Here is a 13,067-nt window from a genome sequence, read left to right as displayed (position 1 = left end):
CAAAAAGCTTAAAAACTGAAATGGGCGGCGTCATGGAGAAGTCCGGAGTCGAGTCCGAGCTGATCGACCTCAGTGGTGTTCCCCTGGACGCCTGGCCCGCCATGCCTCTCCCGGCCGCGGACGGCTCCCTGCGGCGCCTGCTCAGCCGTATCGACGACCCGGCGAGCAGCCTCGGCGGCTACAACCCGCAGCGCGACGAACGGTGACGCCGGGCCTCCACGTCCTCGCGCCCGAGTCGTTCGAGGAACTGCTGGGCGGCACGGGCGGGCCCGCGACCGTGTCCGCGCTGCGGGCGAGCGAACGCAGTTGGCGGCTGCTCGTCCTGCGGGCCCTGCTGGACGCCTGTGCCGACGCTCCCACCGGACCCCTGCCGCCCCCGGCCGACGCCTGGCGGCTGCTGACGCGGGCCCGCGCGGCCGCCGAAGACGTCGTCGAGGAGCTGCTGGCCTATCCGGCGGTCGGCGTGTGGGCCGCGCACACCCTGCGCCGGCTGCGCGGCACCGCCGACGGTGACGCACCCCTGTGGGCGGAGCTCGGCCATCTGCACGCCCTCGCGGCGAGCGCGGCGATCGGCGCCGGCCTGGACTTCCGGGCCGCCGTCCCCGTACGGCACGGGTGGGCGGTACTGCCCGGGCTCGGCGCGATGCGGGTGGCCGGCGCGGCCGACACGGCCGAGGTGTCCGCCGTCGCGGGGCGGGTCCTGGTCGCCGGGCGGCCGCTCGACGGGCCCGACTGGCACGCCCTGACGCGGCTGGACGCCGACGGCTGCGCACTGTTGCTGGACGACACCGACCCGTACCGCACCCTGCGCGGGCCGGTCCCCGCCGAGCCCGTCGCCGCCGATGTCTGGCAGGACCTGTTCACCGAGGCCTGGGAGATCCTGCGCGGCCTGGACGCCGAGGACGCCCGCGCCCTCGCCGGCGGGCTGGTCACCCTCGTGCCACGCCCGCGCGCCGAACGCTTCCGCCCGCACAGCGCCTCCTCCGGCGACGCCTTCGGAGCCGCGCTCGCCTCCGTCCCCGACGACGGCGAACAGCTCGCCTCGACCCTGGTGCACGAGTTCCAGCACAACAAACTCAGCGCCTTCATGCACCTGTTCACCCTCTACGAGGACCAGGGCGCCGACCGCCGCCTGCACTACGCCCCCTGGCGCGACGACCCGCGGCCCCTGGGCGGCCTGCTGCAAGGGGTGTACGCCTTCTACGGCGTCACCGGGTTCTGGCGGCGGCGCACGCATCCGCTCGGCCGGTTCGAGTTCGCCCTGTGGCGGGCCCAGACCGCACACGCCCTGCACGCCATCGCCCCGTCCGACGGCCTGACCGACCTGGGCCGCCGACTGGTGGCCGGGCTGACCGCCCGGCTGGAACCGTGGCTGGCGGAGCCGGTGCCGGAACCCGCCCTGGCCGCAGCCGAGTTGGCCGTCGCAGACCATCGGGCGACCTGGCGGGCGTACCACTTGCGGCCCGATCCGGGGGTGGTGGCGCGGGCCTGCGCCGGGGTGAGGGAGAAGGGGCGCGCCGGAAGCGTGCCGGAGGCTCTGCGGGTGTCGGCACCGGGGCCCGCCGCCTCCGAGTACCGGCCCGCCCTCGTCCCCGGCAGCCCCGCCCGCGGCTTCGACACCCGGGCCGTACTGCTGCGTTGGCTGCTGGCCGACCCGGCGGGGTTCGAAGCCCTGCGCGCCGACCCCGGGGCCGCGGTCAGCGGGGCACGGGCCGAGGACATCGCGCTGGTCACGGGGGACACCGCCGGGGCACTGCGCGCCTTCCGGGAGCGGATCCTGAGCGGCGGCGGCGATCCCGAGACGTGGGTGGGGCTCGGGCTCGCCGCGCGGGCGGCCGGGGACCCGGCGGGCGAGGCGGTGCTGGCCCGGCCGGAGCTGGTGATGGCCGTGCACGCCGAACTCGGCGCGGACGCCGACCCGTTGGAGACCGCCCGGGGGCTGGTCAGCCGCCCAGCCTGAGCAGCGCCTCGTCCGTCAGCCGGTACACCGTCCACTCGTCCTGCGGGCGGGCGCCCAGGGACTCGTAGAAGGCGATGGACGGGGCGTTCCAGTTCAGGACCGACCACTCCAGGCGCTGGTAGCCGCGCTCGACGCAGATCCGGGCCAGCTCGGTGAGCAGGGCCTTGCCGTGGCCGGCGCCGCGGGCGGTGGGGCGGACGTAGAGGTCCTCCAGGTAGATGCCGTGGACGCCGCGCCAGGTGGAGAAGTTCAGGAACCACAGCGCGAAGCCGACCGGTTCGCCGGTGGTGTCGTCGACGGCGATGTGGGCGTAGGCGGCCGGGCGGTCACCGAAGAGGGCTTCGTGGAGCTGCTGTTGGGTGGCCTTCGCCTCGTCCGGGGCCTTCTCGTACTCGGCCAGTTCGCGGACCAGAGTGTGGATGACGGGGATGTCGGCGGGGGTCGCGGTGCGGATCATGCGGGGAGGTTAACTCCGTCGGCCGCGCAGGCGCCGGGCCATTTCGAGCTGGTCGGGGTCCAGGGGGCGTCCGTCCTCGATGTCCCACAGGCAGTTCTGGAGGAGGCGGCCCAGGGTCCAGGCGAGGGCCCGGCCGCGGTCCAGGGCGAGGACGTCCGTCATGGCGTCGAAGCGCCAGCGGACGTCGTCGGGGTCGTAGTGGTTGTAGAGGGCGGGCCACAGTTCGAAGCCGGGGTCCCCGGCCAGTGGCTTGGGGTCGATGGCGAGCCAGGGGGCGCGGTCGGAGGCGAGGACGTTCTCGTTGTGCAGGTCCCAGTGCAGGAGGCGGTCGCCGGGCTCGTCGACGACCTCCCGTACGGCGGCCGCGCAGTCGGCGACGATGGCGCGGGCCTCCGGGTCCGGTACGCGGTCCAGCGCCCGGGGCGTCCGCTCCAGCATGTCCCGCGCGATGTCACCGAGGCGGCGCATGCCGTCGGGGGCGGGGCCCGCGGTGAGGTGGGCCAGCAGACGGGCGATGATCAGGACGGCCTCGTGGGTGTCGGGCAGGTGCGCGAGCATCCGCCGCTCGTCCAGGCGTTCGAGGAGCATCGTGTGGGTGGCCGGGTCGTGGTCGAGGAGCCGTACCGCCCCGTCGCCGTTCCACAGGCGCAGCGCGACCGGCTCGCCCCGGCTCTCCTCGTCGAGGAGCTGGAGCTTGAGGACGGCCGGGATGCCGTCCGCGCGGACGACGGGGACGACGAGGGCGGCGACGCCGTGCATCGGCGGGCCGTCGATCACCAGGTCCCAGCGCCGGACGAACTCCGCCGTCAGCTCCGGCAGACCGGCCACGAAGGCGCGGCCCGCCGCCCCGTTGTACTCCGACTGCGCTGTGGCCAGGGCTTCCGGAACGTCGATCACGCATCGGACGATAACGACGCCAGGGCCGTACCGCATGCGAATAAAACCGCGGAATCCGAAGGAGACAGCGGCCGCCCGCACCGGTTAACGTCCCGGCCATGAGCAGCTCGGGCAGCGATGTCGTCAACGGCGGCATCTCCTTCTGGTACGCGGACGACGGCCTCCCCGCGGTGCGGGAACCGCTCTCCGGGGACGCCGCCGCCGACGTCGTGGTCGTCGGCGGCGGATACACGGGACTGTGGACGGCGTACTACCTGAAGAAGGCCGCCCCCTTCCTCCGGATCACCGTCCTCGAGCAGAAGTTCTGCGGCTACGGCGCGTCCGGGCGCAACGGCGGCTGGCTGTACAACGGCATCGCGGGACGCGACCGGTACGCGAAGCTGCACGGCCGGGACGCCGCGGTGGCGCTGCAGCGGGCGATGAACGACACGGTGGACGAGGTCGTCGCCGTAGCGGCGGCGGAGGGCATCGACGCGGACGTCCACCAGGGCGGGGTGCTCGAAGTCGCCCGCACTCCCGCCCAGTTGGCGCGGCTGAAGGCCTTCCACGAGGCGGAGCTGGCGTTCGGGGAGAAGGACCGGGAACTGTACGGCGCCCGGGAGACCGCCGAGCGCATCCGGGTCGCGGACGCGGTCGGCTCGACGTGGACGCCGCACGGGGCGCGGGTACACCCGGTGAAGCTGGTCAAGGGCCTAGCGGCGGCGGTCGAGGCGCTCGGCGTGGTGATCCACGAGCGGACACCGGTGACGGAGATCCGTCCCAAGCACGCGGTGACACCGTACGGGGTGGTCCGCGCCCCCTACATCCTGCGCTGCACGGAGGGATTCACGGCGGCGCTCCGGGGCGAGAGGCGGACCTGGCTGCCGATGAACTCGTCGATGATCGCGACGGAGCCGCTGACCGACGCGCAGTGGGAGGCGCTGGGCTGGGACGGGCGGGAGACGCTCGGGGACATGGCCCACGCGTACATGTACGCCCAGCGGACCGCGGACGGGCGGATCGCCCTGGGCGGCCGGGGAGTTCCGTACCGCTTCGGATCGCGGACCGACAACGACGGGCGGACGCAGGACGCGACGATCGCCGCCCTGCGGGAGATCCTGCTGGCGTTCTTTCCCCCACTGGCCGGGGTGCGGGTCGCGCACGCCTGGTCGGGGGTGCTCGGAGTGCCGCGGGACTGGTGCGCGACGGTGACGCTGGACCGGTCGACGGGGCTCGGGTGGGCGGGAGGTTACGTCGGGTCGGGGGTGGCCACGGCGAACCTGGCGGCCCGCACCCTGCGGGACCTGGTCCAGCTGGACTCCGGGCAGGGCGGACGCACCGAGTTGACCGACCTGCCGTGGGTCGGCCACAAGGTGCGCAAGTGGGAGCCGGAGCCGCTGCGCTGGCTGGGGGTGCAGGGCCTGTACGCCGTGTACCGCGCCGCCGACCGGCGGGAGTCGGCGGGACGGTCGGCGGAGTCTTCGCGGTTGGCGCGGGCGGCGGACCGGGTGGCGGGGCGGCACTGAGGAGGGGGCGCGGTCTGCTTCTTGTGGTCCGTTACGGCTCCAGGACCACCTTGCCCGTCGTACCCCGGTTCTCCAGCGCCCGGTGTGCGGCGGCGGCCTCGGCGAGCGGGAAGCGCTGCACGGCCGGGGTGAGGCGGCCGGCGGCGGCTTCGGCGAGGGCGCGGAGTTCCAGGGTGCGTACGGGATTGGCGCCGCCCGCCCGGCTCAGCATCACGGGGCCGAGTACCTGCTCGGAGACTCCCTCGACGAGGTAGGGCTCGCCGTCGTGCAGCCCTTCGCCGGACCAGCCGAAGACGATGTGCCTGCCGCCGGGTCCGAGCAGGGCGACGGCCTCCCGTGCGACGCTGCCGCCGACGCCGTCGAAGACCACGGTGGCGGCCCGACCGCCGAGGTGGGCGCGGACCTTCCCGGGCCAGTCCGGGTCCTTGTAGTCGACGGCGAAGTCGGCGCCGTTCGCCAGGACGCGGGCGGTCTTCCCGGGCCCGCCGGCCAGCCCTACGACGGTGGCGCCGGCGTTCTTGGCGTACTGCACGAGGAGGGTGCCGATGCCGCCTGCCGCGGCCGGGATCACGGCGACCGAGTCAGGGCCGAGCTCGGCGAACTGCAGGATCCCCATCGTCGTACGCCCCGTGCCGATCATGGCGACCGCCTCGGCGAAGTCGAGGTTCTCCGGGAGTTCGTGGAGGCGTTCGACGTCGGTGACGGCGAGTTCGGCGTAGCCGCCGGGCGCGAAGCCGAGGTGGGCGACCACATTCTTCCCGAGCCACCGGCCGTCGACGCCCTTGCCGAGGGACTCGACCACGCCAGCGACCTCGCGTCCGGGAACGGTGGGCAGGACGGTGGGCGCCGGTGCCGGGCCCTGCATGCCCTCGCGGAGCGCGGTGTCGAGGAGGTGGACACCGGCCGCGGCGACGGCGATACGGACCTGGCCGGGCCCGGGCAGCGGGTCTTCTGTCTCTTCGTAGGTGAGGTTCTCGGTCGGTCCGAAGGCGTGCAGACGGATGGCGTGCATCAGGGATCCCCCATCGCTGGTGCTGGTGCTGGTGCTGGTGCTGGTGCTGGTGCGGTTGCGGTTGCCGTGCGCCGTCCACTCTTCAACCTCAAGCATGCTTGAGGTCAAGGGCCGGCTTCCGGCCGAGCGCCAACGACACCGCCGTGAGCGCACTGTTGAAGGAGACCTCCGAGAGCACACCGGGGGCGGCGACCTGGTCGCCCGCGAGATACACACCGTCGCCGCGGTCGATGGCGGGCCGGTCCCGCCAACTGCGGCCGGGCAGGTCGACGGCGCCGGTACGGCCGTTCGCGACCGCCTCCTGCCGCCAGGTCACGCGCTCGCGCCAGCCCTCGAAGGCCAGGTCCAGCAGCTCCTCGGCACGGGCCGCGCCGGCCGCCCTCGACTCACCCGGCGCGAGCGGGATCTGACCCTGGATCAACTGCTCGCCGGCCGGTGCGAGGGTCCGGTCCTGTGCCGTGAACCGCTCGATCCAGCCCGGGGAGTCCAGGTCGGACACGGCGAACGCGTCCCCGCGCCGGGTGCGTACGGCGAGGTCGACGAGGGCGGTACGGCCGCTCGGCCAGGTCAGGCTCTCGTCCCCGAGGAGGCGGCGGGCGGCGTCGAGGGAGGTGGCGACGACGACCGGCGTGTCCGTCGGCAGGGTGGTCACCCGGGACAGGGTCTCCATCCGCACGCCGAGGTTCCAGGCACGGCTCGCCATCCGGTCGATCACGGAGGCCCAGCCGCCGCGCGGGTAGTGCGCCTCGGGCGGCAGCTTGGTGGCGCGGCGCAGGCGCTCCTGCACGAACGCGGCGGACAGCGAGCCGGGGTCGTGGTGGAACAGCGCGACGGCCGAGTAGTGGGCGGCGGCACGGGCGCCCTCCTCGCCGGCGATGTCGCTCGCCCAGGTCAGGAAGTCGACGTCGGCGGGGGCCGGGGGCAGGCGGCGGCGCAGCAGCTTGAGCATCGCGAAGGGCGGGGTGCGGCGCAGTACGCCCTTGTGGCGCAGGCGGAGGCGGGCGGCCTCCAGGGGCGGCAGCGGGGCCAGCTCCCCGAGCAGGTCGCGCTGCTTGAGCCAGGTCCAGTGCGGGCCGCCGCTGTAGAGGGCGTGCGGGCCCTCGTTCGTACGGTACGGGCCCTCGGCGGTCCGGGCCCGCCCGCCCAGCGTGTGGTGGGCCTCGTACACGGTGACCTTGGCGCCCGCCTCGGCGGCGGTCACGGCGGCGGTGAGTCCGGCGAAGCCGCCGCCGATGACGGTGATGCGGTGCATGGCTGGTCTCCCTTGGGATGGGGTGCCTCGTGTCCATACGACGCGTTGTGGGGGCGGGGTGTGACATGGGGTGTGTTTTTGCAGGTCAGGGCGTTGGGCGGGCGTTGTCGGTGCTGGGGTGCAGCATGGGGGGCATGGCGACTACGAGGTCGAACGGCAGCGGTGGCAGCAGCGGTGGCAGCGGTGGTGGCGGCGGTGGCGGTGGTGGCAGAGGTGACGGCGGTGGCAGTGGCGCGAGGGTGAAGGCGGCGCGGCGCCCGGAGCTGCGGCTGCCGCCGCTGGAGCCGTACGGGGGTGATCTGGAGCCGGACGGGGACTACGACGGCCTGGAGTTCCGCGAGCGGGACCTCGCGGGGCAGGACGGCGGGGGCGCGCGCTTCATGGACTGCGCGCTGACGGGCTGCGCGGTCGACGAGACGCGGCTGCGTCATGCGCGCGTCCTGGACTCGGTGCTCACCGGGATTCGGGGGGTGGGCACCGACCTGTCCGAGGCGACGTTGCGGGACGTGGAGGTCGTCGACGCCCGGCTGGGCGGGGCGCAGTTGCACGGTGCCGTGCTGGAGCGGGTGGTGGTCCGCGGCGGCAAGATCGACTACCTGAACCTGCGAGGGGCCCGGCTCCGGGACGTTGTCTTTGAGGGGTGCGTGCTTGTCGAGCCGGACTTCGGTGGGGCGCGGCTGGAACGGGTCGAGTTCGCCGACTGCGCGCTGAAGCGGGTGGATCTGACCGGGGTCACGCTGACGGACGTCGACCTGCGGGGAGTGGCGGAGCTGGACATCGCGCGCGGGGTGGACCGGTTGGCGGGGGCGGTGATCAGTACGGGGCAACTGGTGGAGCTGGCGGCTGTGTTGGCGGGGGAGTTGGGGATCAGGGTGGAGGGGTGACGGGGGTGGGCGGCGGGAGGCTCCCTCTGCGGGCCAGACAGCGGTGAACCGGTCTCACGCAAAGATCCGGGCCCTCGTCGAGCAGGCCGTCGCCGTACCTCAAGCCCTCACGCATCCTTCGCGAATTGCGGTGCTCGACCACCCGGATCACCAGCCTCGTCCAGGCCGCCCTCACCCTTCATCCGGCCAGCTCAGAGTGAGGTTGGAAAAGGCTCACTGACTATAGGCGTGATGCCTTGCTTGGCCTGCCGTACCCGCTCATAGAGCAACCGCACTCCGGCGTCGAGACGTTCAACGGTGGCGGTCTGCTCCGAGCCCGTGACATAAACCCATATGACCGTGTTATTGACTCGTACTTTGCTCTGAACGGTTGTGACCTCGCCAGCTTTCCCCCGTGCGGCGGCCTGCTGGTCCCCGATACCTTCAGGGCCAGTGCTTAGCTTTCCGCCATCCAAGGGCAATTCGCCGTAGAGTTTCTTTGCGGCCAGCTCGTTGCGGCAAGAATAAACGTTGAAGCTGATACGTGCAAATTTCTCGGGTGTGGCCTTTCCGTGCGTGAAATCGGAATAGCCGAGACCCACTGTACCCTTGCAGGAATTTGCGAAAACTCCGTCGCACAGAATCCGGTTCTTCGTAGCCCTTCTGCTGATCATTTTCCAGCCGGGCAGGTTTTCTGTGTTCGGCATGAGCTGTTTGATGTCTGGTATGTTCAATACGCGATCACTAACCACGCTTTCCGTGGCGACCGATGTATTGCTAGGGCGCACCTTGGCTGCTGCAGGCGCATCGTTGGAATTGTCCTGCTCTGATCCGCAGCCAGCGATGAGCATGGCCACTGTTCCCGCTCCGGCCAGGGCGCGCGTCCGCCGGTTTCCAGTTCTCCACCGCATCTCTTCAACCTCTCCTCATGGTGGTGGGAGCATACGGCTATTTCATGGGGAGTGGTCGCGTCGCTATGCGTTCAGGCAGTCAGAATCCTGCATAGATTACTTATCGCCCAGATAAGTGCATGTAGTAACCAGCGGCTTCAGTGGGCGCAAATCCGAAGCACCCGACTTTTAAGGCATACTCGGGTTAAACACTGCGCGTAACTTGACAGTTACTACCGGCTGCTGTCTCGTTCGCTCACCTGTGTGAATCTTGTGAACGGGGGGGGTGGACGCGTGTCGTCCGGGAAGCTGCGGCCTCGAAGAGGCAGCCGAGGCGTGCGACGCAGCCTGTCGTGGTTGGCCGTGCTGGCGCTTCTTGGCTCGATGCCCGTGCTCGTCGCGCCAGCTGTCGCTGCGGAGGTCGACGGTCTGCCGGAGGCGCAGCAGGCGCACCTCGATGCGGCCGCGACCGGCGAACGAGTCGAGGTGATCGGTGAACGCACTGAGCGCGAGACGGTATTCGCCAACCCCGATGGGGAAACGTTCACGCTGGAGAAGTCGATCGTCCCGGTGCGGGTGGCGAAGCCTGGAGGCGGCTGGACCGCGCCGGATGCCACGTTGGTGCGAGGGGCGGACAGGATCATTCGGCCGAAGGCTGCAGCGGTAGACCTGACCTTCTCGCCCGGGGGCGATGGCAAGGAGCTGGTGACCATCGCCGAGGGGGGCAAGTCGGTGACCCTGGGCTGGCCGGGCGAGTTGCCCGAGCCGCGCCTCGCGGGACAGCGGGCGATCTACGACGACGTGCTCCCGGACGTAAACCTGATCCTCACTGCCACGGTGGAGGGTTTCCGGCAGGTCTTGGAGATCGAGACTGTCGAAGCGGCCAATGATTCCAGACTGACCTCGATCGAGTACTCGATGGATGTCACCGGTTTGCGGGTTCGTGAGGGTTCCGCAGGCAGCATGGGGGCGGTCGACGGCAATGGTCAGGTGGTCTTCCGCTCGCCGTCGGCCCGTATGTGGAACTCGGCTGGTGGTGCCACGACCTCAAGCGCGCAAGTAAGTGGCCCGAGTGCTCAAACGGTCATGGTGAAGCCGCTCGCTCAGGCCGGTCAGGAAGAGGCGCCCGCGGACCCCGAGATGCGGCCAGCGGGCCCCGTGGACGAGGGTGATCCGCTGTCAGGCCCTGGGTCAGGTGACGAGTCGGCTGTGATGGAGGTCGACGTGAGTCCGTCTGCGGTGACGGTCACACCGGACAGCGGCCTCATCAACGCGACCACTAGCGCAGAACTGCCGCTCTACATCGATCCCTCCGTGGAGTTGAACGAGTCCGAACGTACGGTGCTGTCCTCGGACGGCGACGTCTTCTACAACTTCTCCGGCGGCGACAATGGCATGAGCGTGGGCCGGTGCAGCTCGGCTGTGATCGGCGGCTTCGTCTACTACTGCACCTCCGGTAGTGCTTACACGAACCGCATGTATTTCGAGTTCACGCCGGGCAAGCTCAAGGGTAAGCACATTCTGGACGCACGTTTCGAGGTCACCGAGACGTGGTCCTTCTCATGCGACGCCCGTTGGGTTGACTTGGAACGCACCGACGGCATCTCGTCGTCTTCGAAATGGCCGGGGCCGGGAGGGCCGAAGGCCGACAATTCCTGGGACCAGATGGGCGACCGTCACGTGTCGGCGGGGCGAGGGAGCCTCTGTTCGCCCTCGCAGCCCCGGGCGCCGATCACGTTTCGCGATAACCCGGACGAGCCGGACGAGAACCTGACGCCCACGGTGAAGGCGTTCGCCGACGGCAAGTTCTCGACGCTGACGCTGATGCTGAAGGCGAAAGACGAGTCGGACCCTATCGCTTGGAAGCGGTTCGATGACGATGCAGTGATCGTCGTGGACTATGTCGGGAAGCCCGCAGTGCCCACAGAGTACGGGCTGGAAGCCGGCACCACTGAAATCTGCTCCAAGAATGCCTCCGCCCCAACGATGTGGACCTACTCGCAGCCCAAGCTTGCGGCGACGCCGCAGACTGCTGCGGGCGGGGAGAGCGGAGCGTCCCTGCGCGTGTACTTCGATGTCGATGTGAAGAACGAGGACGGAACGTGGTCGGACGCGAAAGAGCCGACTACCGGATCAGAGAGTCCTGTCACGGGTTACGTAGGGGACGGTGTCGACCAGAACAAGGTCTGGAACGCGACGCTGGCCGATCACAAGCAGTATCGCTACCGGGCCGTCACGCGCTCCTATTACAACAAGGGAGCCAGCAAGCTGACGAGCGGCTGGACACCGTACTGCTACTTCACCGTGGACAGCACCCGACCAGAGCCTCCCACGATCACCTTCAACACCGTATACAGCCCCTGTCTACCCGCATCCTGCACACCGGCAGGCGGACCGAATATTTCGGGCAGGGTGACCTTCGGACCGGCCAGCGGAGATACGAACGTCGCCTATCGATACAAGCTGTCCACCGACAGCAAGTGGGGCGACTGGATAACCGGGGCGACGGTCACAGAACCGATCACTCCGATCGACTCGGGCACTATGGCGCTGGCCGTTCAAGCGAAAGACGCGGCAGGGCGGCCGGGTGGCGAGAACGCAGTGCGCTTCCTGGTCAAGGAGAGCGATGGCCCGGTTGGCGCGTGGACCTTCAACGAGCCAGCGGGCGCTGCAGTTGATGTCTCTGCGTCTGAGGCCAGTTACCGCGATGACGCGACGATCAACGGTGGCACCCGGGTGGACACCGGCCGCCGCGGGGTCGTCACGGAGAACAACGTGACAGGCGAGGACAAGGCTTTGTACCTGGGAGGCCAGTCCTACGCGGCCACAGCCGGGAAGGTGTTGGAGACCCAGGCGTCGTACACAGTGGCCGCCTGGGTGCGACTGGGCGCCACCGGCACCACTCAGACGGTGTTGGGGCAGGACGGCGGCCACTCCAGCTCGTTCTTCCTGGGATATTGCGCCAACGTCGACCGATGGTGCTTGCGTCTGTCGGATGCCGACAGCGCCATCACTGCCGTGGACAATCAGCGTGTCGATTCCACAGAGGTTCCGCAGCCCAAGGTGTGGACCCATCTGGCTGCGGTTGTCGACACGACCGCCAAGACGCTCACTCTGTACGTCAACGGAGCCAAGCAGGGCAGCGACACCCTCACCACCGGTGCGTGGTCGTCCAGTGGCGCCTTGCAGATCGGCCGGGCGAAGTACAAGGGTGCCTACTCCGACTACTTCACCGGTGAAGTGGACGAGGTGTCGGTCTGGCAGGCCGCCAAGGGCGCCGTGCAGATCGCGAGAGAGGCCAGTTTCAAGGACGCCAATGGCAAGGCGTATGCGGAACTGGTGGCCCACTACGCGCCTGACGATGCGGATGGCACGTCTCTGCCGGATCTGAGCGGATACGGCAATCAGCTGCGCCTGTCTTCAGGCGCGTCTCTCGATGGTGAGGCACTGGTGTTCAACGGAACTACCGGTGGGGCCACCGCCTCTCGTTCCCTGGTGTCGGACACTGGCTCGTTCACCGTGGCGGCGAAGGTCGAAGTCGTGTCCGACGCCTTGGCTGACAAGCCCATCGGACACCGTGCTCAAGTCCTCGGCCAACGAACAGCGAGTGGCTCCTCATGGAGCTTGTGGGTCGAGAAGACCGGCATGGCCAGTGAGCCAGTGGTCGACGATGAGGGCTACCCGGTTCTCGACGACGAAGGCAACCAAGTGATGCGGAGTGTGCCGGAGGCACGCTGGCACTTCGGCCGTCTGACAGCTGACGGCAGCGGTACCTCAGTGCACAGTACGGAGACTGCTGTCCTGGATGCTGAGGTCGGGCTGGTCGGAGCGTACGACGCCCACACGCGCACCATCACCCTCTACGTCGGCAGCGGTCCTCAAGGCGACCCGGTGGCGTACACGGCATCTGTCGGTAGCGGCGAGTTCGCGGCCGGCAAGGGCTGGTCGAGCAGCGCCTGGAGCCACTTCCTTCCCGGCCGGATCACAGACATCAGGCTGTGGGCGGGTGCGGTAGAAGACGCCACCCAAGTGGAAACCCTCGTCGGCTACTGATCAACGGCTGCCGTCCGCGGCTCGATGCGCGGCGGACGGCAGCCGATCCGCCTGCAAGACGCTCAGCCCTCTTTCTTCCACGTTTCCAGTCACACATCGGCTGCCCTTTCTCGTCTGGAGAGCCTTCCCGTGTCTTTTCGCCTGCCCCGCCCAGGCCTTCGAGGTCGGCGCGCAGCGC

The 13,067-nt window shown here is 69.8% G+C and carries 10 protein-coding genes and 1 pseudogene; 6 read left to right on the top strand and 5 right to left on the bottom strand.

Going from position 1 to position 13,067, the window contains the following annotated elements; genetic code table 11:
• Positions 1-32: 32 nt before the first annotated feature.
• Both ICC28_RS16780 and ICC28_RS16775 read left to right on the top strand, forming a co-directional pair.
• Positions 33-206: a hypothetical protein gene (locus ICC28_RS16780; RefSeq protein ID WP_188289368.1), complete on the top strand. Its 174-nt coding sequence runs from the start codon at positions 33-35 to the stop codon at positions 204-206.
• Positions 203-1,960: an HEXXH motif domain-containing protein gene (locus ICC28_RS16775; RefSeq protein WP_188289367.1), complete on the top strand. Its 1,758-nt coding sequence runs from the start codon at positions 203-205 to the stop codon at positions 1,958-1,960. Before ICC28_RS16780 ends, ICC28_RS16775 begins: the two co-directional genes overlap by 4 nt.
• On the opposite strand, the gene ICC28_RS16770 is transcribed toward ICC28_RS16775, so the two are convergent.
• A complete protein-coding gene (locus ICC28_RS16770; RefSeq protein WP_188289366.1) occupies positions 1,944-2,417 on the bottom strand; it encodes a GNAT family N-acetyltransferase in 474 nt (157 codons plus the stop codon). The two genes, ICC28_RS16775 and ICC28_RS16770, sit on opposite strands and share 17 nt — an antisense overlap.
• Positions 2,418-2,426: 9 nt before the next feature.
• Positions 2,427-3,350: an aminoglycoside phosphotransferase family protein gene (locus ICC28_RS16765; protein WP_223188961.1), complete on the bottom strand. Its 924-nt coding sequence runs from the start codon at positions 3,348-3,350 to the stop codon at positions 2,427-2,429.
• A gap of 62 nt (positions 3,351-3,412) precedes the next feature.
• Between ICC28_RS16765 and ICC28_RS16760 the strand changes: the two genes are divergently transcribed.
• Entirely contained in the window at positions 3,413-4,819 is a 1,407-nt protein-coding gene (locus ICC28_RS16760) for an NAD(P)/FAD-dependent oxidoreductase (RefSeq protein WP_188289364.1), read from the top strand.
• Positions 4,820-4,850: 31 nt separating this feature from the next.
• Here the strand turns inward: ICC28_RS16760 and ICC28_RS16755 are convergent, their stop codons facing one another.
• Positions 4,851-5,831: a zinc-binding dehydrogenase gene (locus ICC28_RS16755; RefSeq protein ID WP_188289500.1), complete on the bottom strand. Its 981-nt coding sequence runs from the start codon at positions 5,829-5,831 to the stop codon at positions 4,851-4,853.
• Between the two features lie 88 nt (positions 5,832-5,919).
• Positions 5,920-7,083, bottom strand: coding sequence for an FAD-dependent oxidoreductase (locus ICC28_RS16750; protein ID WP_188289363.1), 1,164 nt, complete (start codon positions 7,081-7,083; stop codon positions 5,920-5,922).
• A gap of 134 nt (positions 7,084-7,217) precedes the next feature.
• On the opposite strand from ICC28_RS16750, the gene ICC28_RS16745 reads away from it, so the two are divergent.
• Entirely contained in the window at positions 7,218-7,967 is a 750-nt protein-coding gene (locus ICC28_RS16745; RefSeq protein ID WP_223188960.1) for a pentapeptide repeat-containing protein, read from the top strand.
• A pseudogene (locus tag ICC28_RS16740) lies at positions 7,930-8,167 on the top strand (IS5/IS1182 family transposase); the annotation flags it as partial. The gene ICC28_RS16745 and the pseudogene ICC28_RS16740, both read left to right, overlap by 38 nt.
• On the opposite strand, the gene ICC28_RS16735 reads toward ICC28_RS16740, so the two are convergent.
• Positions 8,159-8,803, bottom strand: coding sequence for a hypothetical protein (locus ICC28_RS16735; RefSeq protein WP_188289361.1), 645 nt, complete (start codon positions 8,801-8,803; stop codon positions 8,159-8,161). The pseudogene ICC28_RS16740 and the gene ICC28_RS16735 sit on opposite strands and share 9 nt — an antisense overlap.
• Positions 8,804-9,172: 369 nt before the next feature.
• On the opposite strand from ICC28_RS16735, the gene ICC28_RS16730 reads away from it, so the two are divergent.
• Positions 9,173-12,889 (top strand): LamG domain-containing protein, encoded by a 3,717-nt coding sequence (locus ICC28_RS16730; protein ID WP_317454030.1) that lies wholly within the window; start codon positions 9,173-9,175, stop codon positions 12,887-12,889.
• Positions 12,890-13,067: the final 178 nt, after the last annotated feature.

The sequence above is a fragment of the Streptomyces sp. TRM68416 genome (assembly GCF_014596915.1).
GTDB lineage: Bacteria > Actinomycetota > Actinomycetes > Streptomycetales > Streptomycetaceae > Streptomyces.
The sequence above is the reverse complement of the archived record's forward strand: the minus strand, read 5'-3'. Positions and strand labels throughout refer to the sequence as shown.

Bases quoted from the DNA above. Each gene is read 5' to 3' on its own strand.
- ICC28_RS16780 (WP_188289368.1), top strand. From the start codon at position 33: ATGGAGAAGTCCGGAGTCGAGTCCGAGCTGATCGACCTCAGTGGTGTT.
- ICC28_RS16770 (WP_188289366.1), bottom strand. From the start codon at position 2,417: ATGATCCGCACCGCGACCCCCGCCGACATCCCCGTCATCCACACTCTG.
- ICC28_RS16765 (WP_223188961.1), bottom strand. From the start codon at position 3,350: ATGCGGTACGGCCCTGGCGTCGTTATCGTCCGATGCGTGATCGACGTT.
- ICC28_RS16760 (WP_188289364.1), top strand. From the start codon at position 3,413: ATGAGCAGCTCGGGCAGCGATGTCGTCAACGGCGGCATCTCCTTCTGG.
- ICC28_RS16755 (WP_188289500.1), bottom strand. From the start codon at position 5,831: ATGCACGCCATCCGTCTGCACGCCTTCGGACCGACCGAGAACCTCACC.
- ICC28_RS16750 (WP_188289363.1), bottom strand. From the start codon at position 7,083: ATGCACCGCATCACCGTCATCGGCGGCGGCTTCGCCGGACTCACCGCC.
- ICC28_RS16745 (WP_223188960.1), top strand. From the start codon at position 7,218: ATGGCGACTACGAGGTCGAACGGCAGCGGTGGCAGCAGCGGTGGCAGC.